Source organism: Lysobacter arenosi, assembly GCF_016613475.2.
GTDB lineage: Bacteria > Pseudomonadota > Gammaproteobacteria > Xanthomonadales > Xanthomonadaceae > Lysobacter_J > Lysobacter_J arenosi.
This window is the reverse complement of the sequence record NZ_CP071517.1, coordinates 327,534-347,561: the sequence shown is the minus strand read 5'-3', so window position 1 is coordinate 347,561 and position 20,028 is coordinate 327,534. Positions and strand designations below refer to the sequence as shown.

Genomic DNA, 20,028 nt, shown 5'->3' with positions numbered 1-20,028 from the left:
CATGCGCCCGATCGACTGGTGCCGCGCAGATGCTGAATTCGTCAGCCATCTGCGCGGTCGCAGCCGTTATACCAGCGGCATTTTAGGGGTGCAAGCCTGAAAGCTAGCTGTGGCGCGGCTTCCAGCGTCATCAGCGTGATGGGAACAAGTGCAACTGATCAGTGCTTGAGGTCTGCCTGCGTCACCGTGCCGGTGCCATCACGCACCGGTACCTCACCCTGTCCCGATGCCGGCACGGGTGCCAGCGGGCGTTCCAGAGCGATGTCGAGCACCTCGTCGATCCACTTCACCGGAATGATCTTCATGCCCTGCGTCACGGCCTTGGGCAGGTCGACCAGATCCTTGCGGTTCTCGTCCGGAATGATCACGGTGTGGATGCCGCCGCGCAGCGCCGCCAGCAGTTTTTCCTTCAGGCCACCGATCGGCAGCACGCGACCGCGCAGCGTGATCTCGCCGGTCATGGCCACGTCGGCCTTGACCGGGTTGCGGGTGAGCATCGACACCAGCGCGGTGGCCATGGCGATGCCGGCACTGGGGCCGTCCTTGGGCGTGGCGCCTTCGGGGACGTGGACGTGGACGTCCTGCTTCTGCAGGAAATCCAGGTCGATGCCGAGCCGGTCGGTGCGCGCACGCACGACCGACAGCGCGGCCGAGGCCGACTCCTTCATGACGTCACCCAGCTGGCCGGTCAGCAGCAGCTGGCCCTTGCCCGGTACCAGCGTCGATTCGATCTGCAACAGATCGCCGCCCACTTCGGTCCAGGCCAGGCCGGTCACCAGGCCGATCTCGTTCTGCTCCTCGGCGCGACCGAAGTCGTAGCGGCGCACGCCCAGGTACTTGTCGAGGTTCTTCGAGGTGACGTTGACCGCCGTGGTCTTGGCCTTCTTCGCCTTCGGTCCGGCGAGCGCGATTTCCTTGACCACCTTGCGGCAGATCTTGGCGATCTCGCGCTCGAGGCTGCGCACGCCCGATTCGCGCGTGTAGTAGCGCACGATGTCGCGCACCGCACTCTCGGCCACCTTCAGCTCTTCAGGCTTCAGGCCATTGGCCTTGATCTGCTTGGGCATCAGGTAACGCATGGCGATGTTGAGCTTCTCTTCCTCGGTGTAACCCGGGATGCGGATCACTTCCATGCGGTCGAGCAGCGGGCCGGGAATGTTGAGCGAGTTCGACGTCGCCACGAACATCACTTCCGACAGGTCGAGGTCGACTTCCAGGTAGTGGTCGTTGAACGCGTTGTTCTGTTCCGGGTCGAGCACTTCCAGCAGCGCCGACGACGGATCGCCACGGAAGTCCATCGACATCTTGTCGATCTCGTCGAGCACGAACAGCGGATTCTTGCTGCCGATCTTGTTGAGGTTCTGCACGATGCGGCCCGGCATCGAGCCGACATAGGTGCGGCGATGGCCACGGATCTCGGCCTCGTCACGCACGCCGCCGAGCGACATGCGCACGAACTTGCGGTTGGTCGCCTTGGCGATCGACTGACCCAGCGAGGTCTTGCCCACGCCCGGCGGTCCGACCAGGCACAGGATCGCGCCCTTCATGTGCTTCACGCGCGACTGCACCGCCAGGTATTCAAGGATGCGTTCCTTGACCTTCTCCAGGCCGAAGTGATCGGCGTCGAGCACGTCCTGCGCGGCCTTGAGGTCCTTGCGGATCTTGCTGCGCTTCTTCCACGGCACGCCGAGCAGCCAGTCGAGATAGTTGCGCACGACCGCGGCTTCGGCCGACATCGGCGACATCTGCTTGAGCTTGTTGAGCTCGGCCTTGGCCTTAGTTTCCACGGGCTTGGGCATACCCGATTCGGCGATCTTGCGGGTCAGCTCGTCGATGTCGTTGGGCGCGTCATCGATCTCGCCGAGCTCCTTCTGGATCGCCTTCATCTGCTCGTTGAGGTAGTACTCGCGCTGGCTCTTCTCCATCTGCGACTTGACGCGACCGCGGATGCGCTTTTCCAGCTGCTGCACGTCGATCTCGCCGTCGACCAGGCCGACCAGCAGTTCGAGTCGCGTGCCGATGCCGTGCGTTTCCAGCAGCTTCTGCTTGTCGCCGATGCGCACGCCCAGGTGGGCGGCGATGGTGTCGCCCAGGCGACCGGGTTCGTCGATGCCCGACAGGGTCTGCATCAGTTCCGGCGGCAGCTTGCGATTGGTCTTGACGTACTGCTCGAACAGGCTCATCAGCGAACGCGCGATCGCTTCGATCTCGCGCTCTTCGCGGTCGTTCTCCGGCTCGACGACTTCGGCCAGGCCGGTGAGCGCGCCACCGGTCTCGGTGACGTCATGCACGTTGACGCGCGACACGCCCTCGACCAGCACCTTGATGGTGCCATCGGGCAGTTTGAGCAGTTGCAGCACCTGCGCCAGCGTGCCGATCTGATAGAGGTCAGCGGCGCCCGGGTCGTCGGTTTCGGCCGACTTCTGGGCGACCAGCAGGATGCGCTTGTCGGCTTCCATGGCCTGGTCCAGGGCATGGATGGACTTGTCACGGCCGACGAAGAGCGGGATCACCATGTGCGGGAACACGACGACGTCGCGCAACGGCAGCACCGGCAGGCTCAGCGTCTCGCGTTCTGGTGAGTCGGACATGAGGGGGAACTCCGGAATAGGCGTGGACGGGCCTGGGGCCCGAGGGATCGGTGGGCTTCAAAGCCCATGGCCACGGTTATGGGGGTCCGCGAGAAAGGATGCAAGCGGCGCGCAGGGAAAGCTGCGGGCCGGTCACAATTAATCCTTATTAATCAGGCAATTAGCACTGAATAAGCGCACATTGGCGCTGGCTCCCGGCCGGTCGGCCGGGAGGGGCCGGGCAACCCTCCATCGGAGGGGCCGGCTCAGTCTGCCGAGGCGACCTTGGGAGCGGCCGGCGGCGTCTGGTAGATCAGGTACGGCTCGGTCTTGTGGTCGATCACGGACTCGTCGACGACGACCTTGCTGACGTTCTCGAGCGAGGGCAGCTCGTACATGGTGTCGAGCAGCACCGACTCGACGATCGTGCGCAGGCCACGGGCACCGGTCTTGCGCTTGAGTGCCTTGCGGGCGATCGCGGCCAGGGCGTCCGGGCGGAACTCCAGCTCCACGCCTTCCATGTCGAACAGCTTCTTGAACTGCTTGGTGATCGCGTTCTTCGGCTCGGTCAGGATCTTGACCAGCGCCGGCTCGTCGAGCTCCTCGAGCGTGGCGACCACCGGCAGGCGGCCGACGAACTCGGGGATCAGGCCGAACTTGATCAGGTCTTCCGGCTCGACGTCGGCCAGCAGCTTGCCGATGTCGGACTTGCGCTCGCTGCTCTTGACCTTGGCGCCGAAGCCGATGCCACCGGCCTCGGTGCTGCGCTGCTGGATGATCTTGTCCAGGCCGGCGAACGCGCCGCCGACGACGAACAGGATGTTGCGCGTGTCGACCTGCAGGAACTCCTGCTGCGGATGCTTGCGACCGCCCTGCGGCGGCACGCTGGCAACGGTGCCTTCGATCAGCTTGAGCAGCGCCTGCTGCACGCCTTCGCCGGACACGTCACGGGTGATCGACGGGTTGTCGCTCTTGCGCGAGATCTTGTCGATCTCGTCGATGTAGACGATGCCCTGCTGCGCCTTCTCGACGTCGTAGTCGCACTTCTGCAGCAGCTTCTGGATGATGTTTTCCACGTCCTCGCCGACATAGCCGGCTTCGGTCAGCGTGGTCGCATCGGCGATCGTGAACGGTACGTTGAGCAGGCGCGCCAGCGTTTCGGCCAGCAGCGTCTTGCCCGAACCGGTCGGACCGACCAGCAGGATGTTGGACTTGGCGAGCTCGACGTCGTCGTTCTTCTGACGGCTCTCGATGCGCTTGTAATGGTTGTACACGGCGACCGCGAGCGTGCGCTTGGCGCGCGTCTGGCCGATCACGTACTGGTCGAGCACCTCGAGGATCTCGCGCGGCTTGGGCAGGTGGCTGCGTGCCGACTGCGCCTTTTCCTCGAGTTCCTCGCGGATGATGTCGTTGCACAGCTCGACGCACTCATCGCAGATGAAGACGCTCGGACCCGCAATCAGCTTGCGGACCTCGTGCTGGCTCTTCCCGCAGAACGAGCAATACAGAATCTTGTTGCTGTCGCCGGTGCTGCGGCCCTGTCGGTCGTCGCTCATGCTTGTGCCCAAGTGGTGCTTTTGGTGGTGCTTTTGGTGGTGCTCGTGCCGGAACCCGTCCAAGGCTGGACGCGTTCAGGTGCTACGGCCCGAGAATAACACAGCGCTCCGGCCCGCTTCGCGGGCCGGCTCGTTGGCCTAAATGACTGCTGGATCAACGACCTTGGACGGACTCAGGGGGCTGTCTCAGCTGGTCTGGATCGAGTCTTCCGGGCGCCGTTCCAGCACCTGGTCAACCAGACCGTACTCGCGGGCGGCCTCGGCGCTCTTGAAGTTGTCGCGCTCGGTGTCACGCGCGATGGTCTCAAGGGCCTGGCCGGTGTGCTTGGCGAGGATCTCGTTGAGGCGCTGGCGCAGGGTCAGGATCTCGCGGGCATGGATGTCGATGTCCGTGGCCTGGCCCTGGAAGCCGCCCAGCGGCTGGTGGATCATCACGCGCGAGTTCGGCAGGGCGTAACGCTTGCCCTTGGCACCGGCCGCCAGCAGCAGCGCGCCCATCGAGGCGGCCTGGCCGACGCAGATGGTGCTCACGTCCGGCTTGATGTACTGCATGGTGTCGTAGATCGCCAGGCCGGCGGTGACAACGCCACCGGGCGAGTTGATGTACAGGCTGATGTCCTTCTCGGGGTTCTCGGCCTCGAGGAACAGCATCTGCGCCACGATCACGTTGGCGACATGGTCATCGACGCCGCCGACCAGGAAGATCACGCGCTCCTTGAGCAGGCGCGAATAGATGTCGTAGGCACGCTCGCCGCGGCTGGTCTGTTCGACCACCATCGGGACGAGATTCAAAGCTCGGGTCAGGTTGTCCATGGATTCAACGGCACCTTGGGTCTGGGATTGGGCGCTAACTGGAAGCGTAGTACGGTCAAATTGGGGCCAACCGGACCGGAGCGCAAGGGGCACGCGCGCTACTTCCCTTCGACCACGACGGACCGCACCGTGGCGGTGCCGCCGTCGTGGCGCCGGGAGCAGCGATTACTGGCGGATCGCCTCGTTGAACGACAACGGCTGCTCGGTGTGCTGGGCGCGCTCGGCGATCCAGTCGATCACCTGCTCTTCCATCACGCGAGCCTGCAGGCCCGACATCAGCTGGGCGTCGTTGCGGTACAGCTCGATCACCTGCTGCGGTTCCTCGTAGGTCGAGGCAATCAGCTGCAGGGTTTCGGTGACGCGCTTGGGCTCCAGGCGCAGCTCGTTGCGGCGAGCGATCTCGCCGACGATCAGGCCGACCAGCACGCGCTTGCGCGCGGCGTCCATGAAGCCCATGTGGGCGTCGGCCGGGATCTCGCCGATCGCACGGCCCTGGCGGCGGGCCTGCTCGATGGTCTGGCGGGCCATGTCGCGGGCCTCGCCTTCGACCAGCTTCGGCGGCATCTCGACGTGCGAGTAACCGGCAATCAGCTGCTCGCCGACTTCACGACGCAGGCGGGTCATCAGCGCGCCCTTGAGCTCGCGCTCCAGGTTGCTGCGGATGTCGGCGCGGAACTGCTCGGCATCGCCGCTGCGCACGCCGAAGCTCTTGATGAAGGCAAAGTCGACGTCCGGCAGCACCGGCTCGGACACCTTGGTCGCCTTGAGGTTGACCTGGGCGGTGCGGCCGGCGAACTGCGGCACGCGCCAGTCGGCCGGGAACTCGATCTCGGCAACCTTCTCGTCGCCAGCCTTGAGGCCGACCAGGGCCGACTCGATCGCCGGCAGCATGGAAGCCGAACCGATGATCGTGGCACCGCGCTCGACGCCCTCGGCGGGCAGGCGGTCGTCGCCGACCTGCGACCAGGTCTCGATCTCGACCGCGTCGCCGGTGGCGGCTTCGCGCTCGACCGCGTTCCAGCTGCGGCGCTGCATGCGCAGGTTCTCGATCATCGCGTCGATATCGGCGTCGCTGACTTCGGCGGTATGACGGATGACGTTGAGCTTGGCGACGTCGATGTCACCGAAGTCCGGCACCACTTCGAAGGTGGCCACGTAGGCCAGCTCGGCGTCCGAGGCCGGGACGATCTGCGGGTTGCCGGCGATCTGCAGCGACTGCTCGCGCACGGCATTGCTGAAGCCCTCGCGCAGCAGGCCGTCGAGAACTTCGGCGCGGACCTGGGCGCCGAAGCGCTGCTCGATCACCTTGGCGGGGACCTTGCCGGGGCGGAAACCCTTGATCTTGGCGCCGCGCGAGATCTCGCGCAGGCGGCCGCCGACCACAGCTTCCAGGCGATCCGCCGGGAGGCTGAAAGTCATGCGACGTTCGAGGTTACCGAGCGATTCGACCGAAACTTGCATATCCACTCCTGCCACCGCGGCGACCAGCCACGGCACGATGTTGATGATCCTGTCCGACCGCGGCCGCAGCGAAAACAAGCCCGCCGGCCAGCGGAACGGAATAGTTTCGCCGATTACGGGCCGCGCCGCCAGCGTGGGGACGGATTCAGGGAGAGGCCGGTTGCGGGGGGCCGGGGCCGGCCCGGAAACGCCAGGGCCGGGCCCGTCGGGGCAACCGCTCGCGAGCGCTCGTTCAACTACAAATATCAGCCTGCCGGTACGGCAGGCTGGTGCGAAAGGCGGGACTCGAACCCGCACGCCTTGCGGCACTGGAACCTAAATCCAGGGCGTCTACCAATTCCGCCACTTTCGCGCTGCCAGCCCGGGGACGAGACCGTCGCGGCGGCATTCTAGGCCGGGGGCCTGAAAAGAAAAAAGCACCTGGGGTTGCCAGGTGCTTTTCCGGGATTGGTGGGCCGTCAAGGATTCGAACCTTGGACCTATTGATTAAGAGTCAACTGCTCTACCAACTGAGCTAACGGCCCGGAACAACTAGGTGCGAAATCATAACAACAAAAATCGATCTCGCCAACATCACACAACAACAAAATGGGGTGGCTGAGGGGACTCGAACCCCCGACATCTGGAATCACAATCCAGTACTCTAACCAACTGAGCTACAGCCACCATAAAGCTTGTTTTCGCGGTGTTTCTGGCATGTGTGCCGGCACGAATGCCAGACCCACATGTTTGGCGCGCCCGGCGGGACTCGAACCCACAACCACCGGCTTAGAAGGCCGGTGCTCTATCCGGTTGAGCTACGGGCGCCAGCGTTGCATCTTAACTGACACTCGAAACTGGCACTCGGCGGAACGGCGGTCGAGCACCTGGCGGATGGTCGGGGCAGAGGGATTCGAACCCACGACATCCAGCTCCCAAAGCTGGCGCTCTACCAGGCTGAGCTATACCCCGAGTCCCGGACTTTCGTTGCGCGCCAACGCCGCGAAAGGCCGGCTAGTTTGGGCGGACGACGCGTCCATGTCAACGACGCGATGCCTCGAACCGGCTCCATCCCAGCGTGTATGCTCGCCCCGTTCACATTCCATCGATTCGAAACAAGGGGACACGCATGCGCAGCGGCAATCCGGCACTCAAGGACACCACTTTTCTGGACCTCGGCAGCGGCACGGTGGTGCGCCGCGACGGCGATGCCATGACGCTGGTCGGCACGGTCAACAAGACCGGTCTGCTGTTGCTGCTGTGCGTGATCACCGCGACCTTCGCCTGGAGCCAGATCAGCTTCACCGCCGCCGGCCCGGTCGGCGCAGGCCCCTACCTGTGGGGCGGCGCGATCGGCGGCCTGGTGCTGGCCCTGGTCACCGCGTTCAAGAAGGAATGGTCGCCGGTGACGGCGCCGCTGTACGCGCTGGTCGAGGGCTTCTTCCTCGGCGCGATCTCGGCCATGTACAACCATCGTTTCGAGGGCATCGTGCTGCAGGCGGTGATGCTGACCATCGGCACGCTGTTCGCCCTGCTCTTTGCCTATCGCTCGGGCCTGATCCGCGCGACCGAGAACTTCAAGCTGGGTGTGGTCGCGGCCACCGGTGGCATCGCCCTGCTCTACCTGGTGACGATGGGCCTTGGCATGTTCGGCATCAACGTGCCCTACATCCACGAGTCCGGCCTGATCGGCATCGGCTTCAGCCTGTTCGTGGTGGTCATCGCGGCGATGAACCTGGTGCTGGATTTCGACTTCATCGAGACTGGCGTTGAACAGAACGCCCCGAAGTACATGGAGTGGTACGGCGCGTTCGGACTGATGGTCACGCTGGTGTGGCTGTACGTCGAGTTCCTGCGCCTGCTGTCGAAGCTGCAGTCGCGCGACTGAGTCCACTCCTTCGCAATGAAAAAGGGCGCGGAGATCCGCGCCCTTTTTTGTTTCTTCAACCGCCATCGGGACTCAGTTGCACGGCCGCTTTCTCGCGACGCGGCCACAGCATCGCGATCACGGTGATCGCACCGAGCAACCAGCTGTAGTGGACGCTGCCGGCGAGCGCCAGCGGCGATACCGCACCCAGCGATGCCGCCAGCAGGATCTGCGCGCCATAGGGCAGCACGCCCTGCGTGACGCAGGCGAAGATGTCGAGGACGCTGGCCGCGCGCGCCGGCGGCACGCCGTGCTGCTGGGCGATGTCACGGGCAAGGCCGCCGCTGATCAGGATGGCGACGGTGTTGTTGGCAGTGAACACGTCCGTCGTCGCCGACAGCGTGGCGATGCTGATTTCACCAGCGCGACGGCTGCGGTGGCCACGGGCGAAGCGACCGATCACCTGCGCCAGCCAGGTCAGTCCGCCGGTGGCTTTCATCAGCGCGCCCAGGCCGCCGACCAGCAGCGACAACAGGGTGATCTCGATCATGCTCTCGAAGCCTTCCCAGATATGGGTGGCGTACGAAGCGACACCGAACTCGTCGCTGAAGATCGCACCGAACACGCCGGCGATCACCAAGCCCAGGCTCAGCACGATGATCACGTCGACACCGGCCAGCGCCAGCCCGAGCACGATCAGGTACGGCACGATCAGCCACGGCGAGACCGGATCCAGCGGCTGCACCGGCGCCGTATCGGCCACCAGGCCCAGCACGATCACGGTGAGCACGGCCGCCGGCAGGGCCAGCTTGAGGTTCTCGCGGAACTTGTCGCGCATGCTGCAGCCCTGGGTGCGACTGGCGACGATGGCGGTGTCGGAGATGACCGACAGGTTGTCGCCAAAGGTCGCGCCGCCGATCACCGCACCGAGCACCAGCGCGCGGTCCAAGCCAGACGCATCGGACACCCCCAGCGCGATTGGCGCGACCGCGGCGATCGTGCCCATCGAGGTGCCCAGCGACAGCGAGATGAAGCCGGCGACGACGAACAGTCCCGGCAGCAGCAGCGCCGGATGCACGTGGCCGATGCCGAGCGCGACGATCGCGTCGACCGCCCCGATCGCCTTGGACACTTCGACGAAGCCACCGGCGAGCAGGAAGATCAGGCACATCAGCACCACGTTGTGGTCGCCCATGCCCGACAGCAGCGTCTCCAGCGGCTTGAGGCCGCGGCGCCAGGCGATGAACGCCGACAGCGCCAGCGCCGGCAGGATCGCCACCGGCGCGCGCAGCTGATAGAAACCCATCGCCTCGCCATGGGTCGTGTAGTACAGGCCCGCACCGAAGAACAGCGCCAGGAACAGCAGCAATGGTGCCAACGCCCAGGCGCTCGGGCGGACCGACTCGTTCATCTTTCTATCCGGATGGATTTATAAGCCTGCGGATTTTGCAGTGCAGCACCGACGCTGTCGAGTGCATGGGCAGAACGATGGCGGCGCGTGGGTGAGGATGGCGCGGAGGCGGTGGCGGGTGTACGGCCCGGCGAGCCACCCAAACGCAAACGGGGCGCCGAAGCGCCCCGTCTGGAGTCGACCCGGGAAGCGGATCAGATCCGCCCGGCAATCGCCTTGGCGAAGGACATCGTGTTGCCGCTGCCACCCAGGTCCGGGGTCAGCGAGTCCTTGGCCTCGAGCGTGGCGATGATCGCCGCGCGCAGGCGGCTCGCCTTTTCCGGCTGGCCGATGTGGTCGAGCATCTGCGCCGCGCCCAGCAGCAGCGCGCACGGATTGGCCTTGCCCTGCCCTGCGATGTCCGGAGCGGTGCCGTGCACCGCCTCGAAGATCGCCGCATCCGTGCCGATGTTGGCGCCCGGTGCCAGGCCGAGACCACCGACCAGGCCCGCGCACAGATCGGAAATGATGTCGCCGAACAGGTTGGTGGTGACGATGATGTCGAACTGCTCCGGACGCATCACCAGCTGCATGCAGGTGTTGTCCACGATCATCTCGTTGCACTCGATGTCCGGGTATTCGGTCGCCACCGCGCGAGCGGTCTTGAGGAACAGGCCCGACGTCGACTTGAGGATGTTGGCCTTGTGCACGACCGTGACCTTCTTGCGGCCGGTCTTGCGCGCCAGCTCGAAGGCGTAGCGCACGATGCGCTCGGAACCGCGACGCGTGACCTTCTGGGTCAGCATGGCGACTTCACCGTCTTCCGACAGCGTCTGCCCCTCGCCGATGTAGGCGCCTTCGGTGTTCTCGCGCACCGTGATCAGGTCGACGCCGGTCGGGAAGCGCGACTTGGTGTTCGGGAACGACTTGGCCGGACGCACGTTGGCGTACAGATCGAAGCGCTTGCGCAGCTCGACGTTGATCGAGCTGAAGCCCTCGCCGACCGGCGTGGTCAGCGGGCTCTTGAGCGCGATGCGGTTCTTGCGGATGGAATCCATCGTCGCCTGCGGCAGCAGCTCGCCGTGCTTCTCGAGCGCGACCAGGCCGGCGTCGGCGAATTCGTACTGCAGTCCGACATCCATCGTGTCGAGAACGTGCAGGGTGGCGTCCATGATTTCCGGGCCGATACCGTCGCCACGGATGACCGTGATGGTCTGCGTCATAGGGGATTTCTTCCAGGCTGATGGGCGCCCTGCGGAGGGTACGGCGCCGGATGGTTAGCCCCGGAATTATGCCGGAAGCCGCCCGGTCCTGCAGGACCGGGCGCCTCGGACTTTCGTCTGAACGGCTGTGACAGCGGTTTCAGGCAGGCCTGGGAACCCATCCCGAACCATCGTGGACGACCGTGCCGCCACGACAGGCACAGCCCGACCAGGCCTCAGCCGTGGTCGTGGCCTTCCGGCGCGGAGGCCTCGCCCTGCTCCAGCCGGTCGAGGAAATCGACCGCGCGGCGCATGTGCGGGATCACGATCGAGCCGCCGACCACCAGGCCGACCGAGAACGCCTCGAACATCTCCTCGCGGTTGACCCCCGCCTCCTTGCACTGGGCTACGTGGTAGCTGATGCAGTCGTCGCAACGCAGCACCATCGAAGCCACCAGGCCCAGCAGCTCCTTGGTCTTCACGTCGAGCGCGCCGGCCTGGTAGGTCTGGGTGTCGAGCGCGAAGAAGCGACGCACCACCTGGTTGGGCTCGGCCAGGATGCGCTCGTTCATGCGCTTGCGGAACGCGGTGAACTCGGCGACGCGGTCGCCCTCGGTCTCGTTGCCTGATCCGCTCATGCGGCACCTGCCAGAAGCGGTTCCAGGCCGCCCGCGCGATGCAGGGCGATCATGTCGTCGTAGCCGCCCACGTGGGTGTCGCCGATGAAGATCTGCGGCACGCTGGTGCGACGGGCACGGCTGAGCATCAGCTCGCGCTGGCTCGGGTCGAGATCGATCCGGACCTCGGTCCAGGTCTGGTTCTTGCTTTTCAGGAAATTCTTCGCCGCGATGCAATAGGGGCAGATCGCGGTGGTATAGATGGTGATCTCGGGCGCGCTGGAACTACCGGTTCCTGGCGCGGCGGACGCGGTGCTGCTCAAAACGGTCTCTCCTGCATGAACTCGCCGATGCGGCTGTGGTCGAATATGGGCCTGACCCGGGTTCATTTCCAGCCCATGCACGGAACACAGCCGTTGCGTGGATGGCCCCGGGAGGCCCTTGCGGGCAAGTGCCGGCGCCCGGATTAACTGCCGATTCATCCGGGCGTGAAATTCTGCCCCGAACCGTTCGAGGGATCACCTGCTTGCGTCGCATCGCCCTGCTCACCGCCGCCCTCACCCTTGCCGTCGCCAGCGTCTGCGCACCGGCGCAAGAGTCCAACCTGCCCGACATCGGCTCGTCGGCCGGCGAGCTGCTGACCCCGCGCCAGCAGGAGGCATACGGCGCGATGATGCTGGCGCAGTTGCGCCACTACGACTACCTGCTCGAAGACCCGCTGATCGACAGCTGGCTCGACACCCTGGGCACGCGCCTGGCCGCCAACAGCGACCGGCCGCGCCAGCCGTTCACCTTCTTCATGCTGCGCGAGCGCCAGATCAACGCCTTCGCCACCCTTGGCGGCTACATCGGCGTCAACTCCGGGCTGGTGCTGGCGGCCGAGCGCGAGGACGAGGTCGCCGGCGTGCTGTCGCACGAAATCGCCCACGTCACCCAGCAGCACGTGTTGCGCGGCGCCGAACGCGCCCAGCGCGACCAGTTGCCGATCCTGCTGGCGATGCTCGGCGCGATCGTCGCTGCCCAGGCCGCCGGCGGAAACTCCGACGACGACGCCGCGCAGGCGGCGATGGCCAGCGCCATGGGCCTGATGCAGCAGCGGCAGATCGACTACACCCGCTCCAACGAGTCCGAGGCCGACCGCCTCGGCATCCAGACCCTGGCCCGCAGCCACTACGACCCGGAGGCGATGGCGGACTTCTTCGCCACGCTGCAGGCGCGCTCGCGCAGCAATGGCGCCAACTACTGGGGCGAATCGCCGGACTGGCTGATGACCCACCCGGTCACCATCACCCGCATCACCGAAGCCAAGGAGCGCGCGGCGCGGATCAAGCGCGAACAGGGCGGCGTCGCCGAAGTCTGCGTGCGCGACCCGGACGGCCCGCCGCAGTGCCGCACAGACAGCACCGCCAAGCCGCAGTACTCGCTCGACGGCAGCAACAACCCGCTGCTGCCGCCGAGCCTGGACGTCGGTGCGCAGCTCAACGCGGCCGCGCAGAGCGGCGGCACGGGCCGCTTCGAATTCGCCCGTGAGCGCCTGCGCGTGCTCAGCGCCGACTCGCCTGGCGACGCCTTGCGCGAATACGAGCGCCTGGCCGGCGGCAAGAAGTTCACCGATGCCCAGCGCTACGGCCAGGCCCTGGCGCGCCTGCGCGGGAACCAGGCGGCTGTGGCGGCGACGACTCTGGCCGAGCTGCTGGCCGAGCACCCCGGCGACATGTGGCTGAACCTGGCGATGGGCCAGGCCGAGGCTCGCAGTGGCAAGGCGGCGGCCGCCACGACCCGCTTCGAGACGATGCTCCGGCAGACCCCGAACAGCCGCGCTGTCGTGCTGACCTATGCCGAAGTGCTCTCCGAGCGCAACACGGTCGAGGCTGGCAAGCGCGCGCAGGCGGTACTGCGACCGCTGCTGGGCAATTCCGGCAACGACGCGATCTTCCAGAGCACCTTTGCCCGCGCCTGCGAGATCGCCGGGGATCCGATCCGGGCCGGTGAGGCCTATGCCGAGGCCGCCTACCTGAATGGCCGCCCCGAACAGGCGCTGGTCCAGCTCAACACGCTCAAGCGCCGCAGCGATCTGGATTACTACGCACGCGCCCGGATCGAGTCGCGCATCGCCGCGATTACACCGACCGTGCTCGAGCTCAAGCGCCAGGGCATCCGCGACGAGGACCTGCGGCGCCAGTAGCGACGGGCGGGAGCGGCCCCGGTGACCATGTCATGCCACCGTCACAAAACGGTAGTGTACTGACGCGGCTTCCCGAGGCCCCTTTCCATCGGGACCCTTTCAATTCGGGCCCCTTCCGTCTTTCCCCCCGGTGACCGTGTGCAGAAGCGCATCCTGATTGTCGAAGACGAACCCGCCATCCGCGACATGGTGTCCTTTGCCCTGCGCAAGGGCGAATACGACCCCGTCCATGCCGGCGACGCGCGCGAGGCCCAGGCGGCCATCGCCGACCGCGTTCCGGACCTGATCCTGCTCGACTGGATGCTTCCCGGCACCAGCGGGCTGGAACTGGCGCGGCGCTGGCGCAAGGAACAGCTCACCCGCGAGATCCCGATCATCATGCTGACCGCGCGCGGCGAGGAGAACGATCGCGTCGGCGGACTCGAGGCCGGGGTCGACGACTACGTGGTCAAGCCCTTCTCGGCGCGCGAGCTGCTGGCGCGCATCCGCGCCGTGCTGCGGCGCTCGCGCGAGGACGACGAGGACGGCAGCGTCGGCATCGGCCCACTGCGGATCGACGGCGCCGCGCACCGCGTGTTCGCCGCCGCCGACGGCAGCGACCAGCCGGTGCAGATCGGCCCGACCGAGTACCGCCTGCTGCACTTCTTCATGACCCACCCCGAGCGCGTCTACACCCGCACCCAGCTGCTCGACCATGTCTGGGGCGGCAGCGTCTACGTCGAAGAACGCACCGTCGACGTGCACATCCGGCGCCTGCGCAAGACGCTCGAACCGCATCGTCTCGACGGCATGGTGCAGACCGTGCGCGGCGCCGGCTACCGCTTCTCCGCCTCGCTGGCGGCATGAGCGGTCGCGGCCGGCCGGTGCCGACCGACCGCCGCCCAGGCCGGGTCTCCATTCGCGACGCAGTGACCATTCGCAGGGCCACACGCTGGCGGCCAGGCAGGCCGCTCGCTACGCTCAGGAAAGTCGTACTCACCCTCATGGATAGTTGATCGTCGGCCATGCCGCCCCGCGCCCGCTCCGCCTGGTTCCGCACCCTGGGCCAACTCGCCCTGATCCTGGCCATCGCGGCCGTGGTCGGCCTTGCCATCGGGCAACCGTGGCCGGTGATCACCTTCGCCGCACTGGGCGTGGTCGCCTGGCACTACTGGCGCCTGCGCAACGTGCTGGTGCGCCTGACCGCGCGGCAGCGCCTGACGCCACCGCTGGGCGAAGGCATCTGGAACGAACTCGACCGGCTGCTCCATCGCAGCCAGTCGGAAATGCGCGGGCGCAAGAAGCGCCTGATCGACATGCTGCGCGCCTACCGTGCCGCCGCGGCGGCGCTGCCCGACGCGATCGTCGTGGTCGAGCGCAACAGCCAGCGCATCCAGTGGTTCAACGAGGCTGCGATCAGCCTGCTGCAGCTGAAGTACCCGCGCGACATCGGCGGCCCGATCGTGCAGCGCCTGCAGCCCCTGCAGCTGTCGCACTGGCTGGCCTCCGGACGCAACGCCGAGACGCTGGAAGTGGCGTCGCCGTGGAATCCGGCCGCCACGCTGAGCCTGCGCCTGATCCCCTACTCCGACGATCTGTGGCTGCTGGTCGCACGCGATGTCAGCCGCCTGCTGCAACTGGAGCAGATGCGCCGCGACTTCGTCGCCAACGTCTCGCACGAACTGCGCACACCGCTGACCGTGGTGCACGGCTACCTCGACATGCTCGACCCCGCCGAGCATCCGGACTGGGCGCCGATGCTGGCCGAGATGCAGCGCCAGTCGCAGCGCATGACCCAGCTGGTCGAGGACCTGTTGACGCTGTCGCGGCTGGAATCGCAGGACAGCCTGCCGGCCGAGGAAACCGTGGCGATGTCGCCGATGCTGACGACGCTGCGGCGCGAAGCGGTCGCGCTGAGCCAGGGCCGCCATGAAATCCTGCTGGAAGATGCCGCCGCGGTCGACCTGTGGGGTTCCAACAAGGAGCTGCACAGCGCATTCTCCAACCTGGTCGGCAACGCGATCCGCTACACCCCGGCCGGCGGCACCATCCGCATCCGCTTCAGGCCCGAGGGCAAGGGCGCGGTGCTGGAAGTGGCCGACAGTGGCTACGGCATCCCGGCCGCGCACCTGCCGCGCATCACCGAACGCTTCTACCGCGTCTCCACCAGCCGTTCGCGCGAAAGCGGCGGCACCGGCCTGGGCCTGTCGATCGTCAAGCACGTGCTGAACCTGCACCAGGCACGGCTGGAGATCAGCAGCGAAGTCGGTCGCGGCAGTACGTTCTCCTGTCATTTCGGCGCCGATCGCGTGCGCCCGCGCGAAGACCTCGCGCTGTCCTTCGAGGCATTGCCATGAACGCCGCAGTAGTGACACCCGCAGTGGATGCGCCATCCGAATCCGATCCGCTGCGCGACCCCGGCCTGTATTTCAATCGCGAGCTGTCGCAGCTGGACTTCAACTTCCGCGTGCTGGCCCAGGCGCAGGACGCGACGGTGCCGCTGCTGGAGCGCCTGAAGTACCTGTGCATTTCGTGCACCAACCTCGACGAGTTCTTCGAAATCCGCGCCGGCACGTTGCGCCACGCCCAGGACCTGGGCATCGCCACCGGTGCCGACGGCCTGTCGCCGGCCACCGTGCTGGCGCGCATCCACGAACGCGCCGCGCAGCTGGTGCAGGCGCAGTACGAGTGCTGGAACCAGGTGTTGCGCCCGGCCCTGTGGGACGGCGGCGTGCGCGTGCTCGGCCGCGATGCGTGGGACGAGAACCAGGCACGCTGGCTGCGCGACTACTTCCGTGACGAGATCATGCCGGTGCTGTCGCCGCTGGGCCTGGATCCGGCGCATCCGTTCCCGAAGATCCTCAACAAGTCGCTCAACATCGTCGTCGTGCTCAAGGGCAAGGACGCATTCGGTCGCGAAGGCCACCTCGCCATCGTGCGCGCACCGCGCTCGCTGCCGCGCATCATCCAGATCCCCGAGGAAGTCGGCGGCGGCAAGCACGATTTCGTGTTCCTGTCGGCGGTGCTGTCGGCATTCGTCGACGAGATGTTCCCGGGCATGCAGGTCAAGGGCGCCTACCAGTTCCGCGTCACCCGCAACTCCGAGCTGATCGTCGACGAGGATGAAGTCGAGAACCTGGCGCTGGCGCTGCGCGACGAACTGGTCGGACGCGGCTACCTGCGCGCGGTGCGCCTGGAGATCGCCGAGCAGTGCCCGGACGACATCGTGCGCACGCTGCTGGAGAATTTCGACCTGACCGAGAACGCGGTCTACCGCATCAACGGTCCGGTCAACCTCAATCGCGTGATCCAGGTGTACGACCTGGTGCAGCGTCCGGAACTGAAGTTCCCGCCGTTCCAGCCGCGGCAGCTGTCGGGCATCGAGGCGATGTTCGACAAGGTCGCCGAAGGCGACGTGCTCCTGCACCACCCGTTCGAGGCGTTCACCCCGGTGCTCGAACTGCTGCGCCAGGCGTCGGAAGACCCGAACGTGCTGGCGATCAAGCAGACGCTGTACCGCACCGGCAAGGACTCGATGATCGTCGACAGCCTGGTGCAGGCGGCGCGCAACGGCAAGGACGTCACCGTCGTGGTCGAGCTGCGCGCGCGTTTCGACGAGGAGGCCAACCTGGGCCTGGCCGATCGCCTGCAGGACGCCGGCGTGCAGGTCGTGTACGGCGTGGTCGGCTACAAGACCCACGCCAAGATGATGCTGATCGTGCGTCGCGAAGGCCGCAAGCTGCGCCGCTACGTGCACATGGGCACCGGCAATTACCACAGCGGCACCGCGCGTGGTTACACCGACTTCGGCCTGATCACCGCCGATCCCGACATCGGCGCCGACGTCCACATGATCTTCCAGCAGCTGTCCGGGCTGGCGCCCACCATCAAGCTCAAGCGCCTGCTGCAATCGCCCTTCACCCTGCATGCCGGCGTGCTCAAGCGCATCGACCGCGAGACCCGCCACGCCAAGGCCGGCAAGCCGGCGCGGATCATCGCCAAGATGAACGCCCTCAACGAGCCGCAGGTGGTGCGTGCGCTGTACCTGGCTTCGCAGGCCGGCGTGCAGATCGACCTGATCGTGCGCGGCGCGTGCACCGTCCGCCCGGGCATGCCGGGCATCTCGGAGAACATCCGGGTGCGCTCGATCGTCGGCCGCTTCCTCGAGCACCACCGCGTGTACTGGTTCGCCAACGACGGCGCGCCGGACCTGTTCTGCTCCAGTGCCGACTGGCTCGAACGCAACCTGCTGCGGCGGATCGAGACCGGATTCCCGGTGCTCTCGCCCGACCTGGCCAAGCGTGTGTACAACGAGGCCCTTGAGAACTACCTCAATGACAACGTCAACGCCTGGGAGCTGCAGACCGACGGCGACTACGTGCGGGTGACCCCGAGCGAAGGCGCGCCCGCCCACTCTGCACAAGCCTGGCTGTTGTCCAAGATCTGCGCCTGAGCGAAGCCATCGGGCAGGCACTGCCGGCCAAGGTGGACGCGGCAGTGCCTTAACAGGGATCATGTGCCGATGAGCGACGCCTTCCCCACCAGCAAACTGCCGCTCGCCGACGGCGATCTGCTGGCCGCCGTCGACATGGGCTCCAACAGTTTCCACATGGTGGTCGCACGCTACGTGCTCGGCCAGCTGCGCATCGTCGACCGCCTGCGCGAGACCGTGCGCATGGCCGAGGGCCTGGATCGCCGTGGCGGCCTGTCGCCGGAAGTGCGCCAGCGCGCGCTCGACTGCCTGGCCCGCTTCGGCCAGCGCATCCGCGACATCCCGCCACAACGGGTGCGCGCGATCGCCACCAACACCGTCCGCCGCCTGGCCGTTCCGCAGGCGTTCCTGATGCCGGCCGAGGCCGCGCTCGGACATGCGATCGAAGTGGTCGCCGGCCGTGAGGAGGCGCGCCTGATCTACCTTGGCGTCGCCCACGCGCAGCCGTCCAAGCCCGGCGAGCTGCGCCTGGTGATCGACATCGGCGGCGGCTCGACCGAATGCATCATTGGCTCCGGCTTCGAGGCGATCGAACGCGAGAGCCTGCAGGTCGGCTGCATCGCCACCACCCGCCGCTTCTTCGAGAACGGCAAGCTGTCGAAGAAGAAGTGGCGCGATGCGCTGACCGAAGTCACCGCCGAGTTCCAGCAGTTCGCCGGTACCTACCGCGCGCTGGGCTGGGATGAGGCGCTGGGATCGTCCGGCACCAACAAGGCCATCGGCGACATCTGCGCGGCGATGAAGCTGACCAAGGGCGCGGTCACCGCCGAAGCGTTGCCGGTCCTGCGCGATCGCCTGCTGCAGGCCGACCGCATCGACGCGATCGAGCTTCCTGGTCTGTCGTCCGAGCGTCGCCCGGTGATCGCCGGCGGCGTGCTGATCCTCGAGGCTGCCTTCGACGCGCTCGGCCTCAAGCGCATGGCGGTCAGCAAGGCGGCCATGCGCGAGGGCGTGTTGTACGACATGCTCGGCCGCGGCGGCGTCGACGATCCGCGCGATGCAGCGGTCGCCGCGCTCATGCAGCGCTACGGCATCGACGACGGCCAGGCGCGGCGCGTGGAAGCCACCGCGCTGCGCATGTTCGACCAGATCGCCCAGGCGTGGCAGCTCGATGCCGATGACCGCCTGATGCTGCAGCGCGCCTCGCGCCTGCACGAACTTGGCCTGGCGATCGCGCACAGCCAGTACCACGTGCATGGCGCCTACGTCGTCGAGAACTCCGATATCGCCGGTTTCTCACGCCAGCAGCAGCAGTTCCTGGCGGCGCTGGTGCGCACGCATCGCCGCGGCATCCCCAAGTCGGCCTTCGACGCCCTGCCCGACCGTCTGCTCTCTTCTGCCCGTCGCCTCGCCGCGCTGCTTCGCCTGGCCGTGCTGCTGCATCGCGCCCACGAGGCCGATCCGATTCCGCAGCTCGATGCTCGCGCGGACGGCAATGCACTGACCCTGGGCATGTCGCGCCGCTGGATCGACATGCGTCCGCTGGTGCGCGCCGACCTCGAGGGCGAACCGCAGGACATGGCGGGGCTGGGCGTGGTGCTGAAGCTGGAAGCGATATAGCGCCGTCGCCTTCCGGGACGGAGCTCAGCCGGTCGAAACCAGCTTGAGACCGATGACGCCGGCCAGGATCAGACCGACGCACAGCATCCGCGACGGCGCTGCGCTTTCACCGAGCATCACGATGCCCAGGATCGCCGTTCCGGCGGCGCCGATGCCGGTCCACACGGCGTAGCCCGTTCCGACCGGAAGCGTGCGCAATGCACTGGCCAGCAGGACCACGCTCGACAGGCCGGTGACAACGGTCAGCAGCGCCGGCCATGGCTGCGTGAAGCCGGCCGACGCTTTCAGGAAGCAGGCGAAGGCGATTTCCAGCACGCCAGCCAGGACCAGCAGAGTCCATGCCATCGTCGGATCTCC

15 protein-coding genes and 5 tRNA genes are annotated in these 20,028 nt (G+C 66.7%); 6 read left to right on the top strand and 14 right to left on the bottom strand.

The window, feature by feature from the left end; all coding sequences use genetic code 11:
* Window positions 1-158 precede the first annotated feature (158 nt).
* The 9 genes from lon to HIV01_RS01735 all read right to left on the bottom strand — a co-directional run bounded on the left by lon (window position 159) and on the right by HIV01_RS01735 (window position 7,351).
* The gene (gene lon, locus HIV01_RS01775) at window positions 159-2,591 is read right to left on the bottom strand and encodes an endopeptidase La (protein WP_200604565.1); all 2,433 of its coding nucleotides are present in this window, start codon (window positions 2,589-2,591) and stop codon (window positions 159-161) included.
* Window positions 2,592-2,836: 245 nt separating this feature from the next.
* A complete protein-coding gene (clpX, locus tag HIV01_RS01770) occupies window positions 2,837-4,126 on the bottom strand; it encodes an ATP-dependent Clp protease ATP-binding subunit ClpX (RefSeq protein WP_158734065.1) in 1,290 nt (429 codons plus the stop codon).
* A gap of 186 nt (window positions 4,127-4,312) precedes the next feature.
* Window positions 4,313-4,939: an ATP-dependent Clp endopeptidase proteolytic subunit ClpP gene (clpP, locus tag HIV01_RS01765; RefSeq protein ID WP_200604564.1), complete on the bottom strand. Its 627-nt coding sequence runs from the start codon at window positions 4,937-4,939 to the stop codon at window positions 4,313-4,315.
* A 165-nt stretch (window positions 4,940-5,104) separates the two neighbouring features.
* Window positions 5,105-6,400, bottom strand: coding sequence for a trigger factor (tig, locus tag HIV01_RS01760; RefSeq protein WP_200604563.1), 1,296 nt, complete (start codon window positions 6,398-6,400; stop codon window positions 5,105-5,107).
* A gap of 267 nt (window positions 6,401-6,667) precedes the next feature.
* A tRNA-Leu gene (locus HIV01_RS01755) sits at window positions 6,668-6,752 on the bottom strand.
* A gap of 96 nt (window positions 6,753-6,848) precedes the next feature.
* A tRNA-Lys gene (locus tag HIV01_RS01750) sits at window positions 6,849-6,924 on the bottom strand.
* A gap of 65 nt (window positions 6,925-6,989) precedes the next feature.
* Window positions 6,990-7,066: transfer RNA gene (locus HIV01_RS01745), tRNA-His, on the bottom strand.
* A gap of 64 nt (window positions 7,067-7,130) precedes the next feature.
* Window positions 7,131-7,207 (bottom strand) — tRNA-Arg (locus HIV01_RS01740).
* Between the two features lie 67 nt (window positions 7,208-7,274).
* Window positions 7,275-7,351: transfer RNA gene (locus tag HIV01_RS01735), tRNA-Pro, on the bottom strand.
* Between the two features lie 157 nt (window positions 7,352-7,508).
* Between HIV01_RS01735 and HIV01_RS01730 the strand changes: the two genes are divergently transcribed.
* A complete protein-coding gene (locus HIV01_RS01730; RefSeq protein ID WP_200604562.1) occupies window positions 7,509-8,267 on the top strand; it encodes a Bax inhibitor-1/YccA family protein in 759 nt (252 codons plus the stop codon).
* Window positions 8,268-8,322: 55 nt separating this feature from the next.
* Here the strand turns inward: HIV01_RS01730 and HIV01_RS01725 are convergent, their stop codons facing one another.
* The 4 genes from HIV01_RS01725 to grxC all read right to left on the bottom strand — a co-directional run bounded on the left by HIV01_RS01725 (window position 8,323) and on the right by grxC (window position 11,778).
* The gene (locus tag HIV01_RS01725) at window positions 8,323-9,657 is read right to left on the bottom strand and encodes a Na+/H+ antiporter NhaC family protein (RefSeq protein ID WP_200604561.1); all 1,335 of its coding nucleotides are present in this window, start codon (window positions 9,655-9,657) and stop codon (window positions 8,323-8,325) included.
* Window positions 9,658-9,851: 194 nt separating this feature from the next.
* Window positions 9,852-10,859, bottom strand: coding sequence for an isocitrate dehydrogenase (locus HIV01_RS01720; RefSeq protein WP_200604560.1), 1,008 nt, complete (start codon window positions 10,857-10,859; stop codon window positions 9,852-9,854).
* Between the two features lie 215 nt (window positions 10,860-11,074).
* Entirely contained in the window at window positions 11,075-11,476 is a 402-nt protein-coding gene (locus tag HIV01_RS01715; protein ID WP_200604559.1) for a carboxymuconolactone decarboxylase family protein, read from the bottom strand.
* A complete protein-coding gene (gene grxC, locus HIV01_RS01710; protein WP_245156888.1) occupies window positions 11,473-11,778 on the bottom strand; it encodes a glutaredoxin 3 in 306 nt (101 codons plus the stop codon). The genes HIV01_RS01715 and grxC overlap by 4 nt, the downstream gene beginning before the upstream one ends.
* A gap of 203 nt (window positions 11,779-11,981) precedes the next feature.
* On the opposite strand from grxC, the gene HIV01_RS01705 reads away from it, so the two are divergent.
* From HIV01_RS01705 to ppx, 5 genes are all read left to right on the top strand, one after another.
* Entirely contained in the window at window positions 11,982-13,640 is a 1,659-nt protein-coding gene (locus HIV01_RS01705) for a M48 family metalloprotease (protein ID WP_425600247.1), read from the top strand.
* A 138-nt stretch (window positions 13,641-13,778) separates the two neighbouring features.
* Window positions 13,779-14,486: a phosphate regulon transcriptional regulator PhoB gene (gene phoB, locus HIV01_RS01700; RefSeq protein WP_200604556.1), complete on the top strand. Its 708-nt coding sequence runs from the start codon at window positions 13,779-13,781 to the stop codon at window positions 14,484-14,486.
* A 158-nt stretch (window positions 14,487-14,644) separates the two neighbouring features.
* Window positions 14,645-15,976 carry a phosphate regulon sensor histidine kinase PhoR gene (gene phoR, locus HIV01_RS01695; protein ID WP_200604555.1) on the top strand — a complete coding sequence of 444 codons (1,332 nt, stop codon included), beginning with the start codon at window positions 14,645-14,647 and terminating at the stop codon, window positions 15,974-15,976.
* The gene (gene ppk1, locus HIV01_RS01690; RefSeq protein ID WP_200604554.1) at window positions 15,973-18,072 is read left to right on the top strand and encodes a polyphosphate kinase 1; all 2,100 of its coding nucleotides are present in this window, start codon (window positions 15,973-15,975) and stop codon (window positions 18,070-18,072) included. The genes phoR and ppk1 overlap by 4 nt, the downstream gene beginning before the upstream one ends.
* Before the next feature lie 69 nt (window positions 18,073-18,141).
* Window positions 18,142-19,671 (top strand): exopolyphosphatase, encoded by a 1,530-nt coding sequence (gene ppx, locus HIV01_RS01685; protein ID WP_200604553.1) that lies wholly within the window; start codon window positions 18,142-18,144, stop codon window positions 19,669-19,671.
* A gap of 24 nt (window positions 19,672-19,695) precedes the next feature.
* On the opposite strand, the gene HIV01_RS01680 is transcribed toward ppx, so the two are convergent.
* Window positions 19,696-20,016, bottom strand: a complete 321-nt coding sequence (locus HIV01_RS01680; protein ID WP_200604552.1) for a DMT family transporter — start codon at window positions 20,014-20,016, stop codon at window positions 19,696-19,698.
* Window positions 20,017-20,028 lie beyond the last annotated feature (12 nt).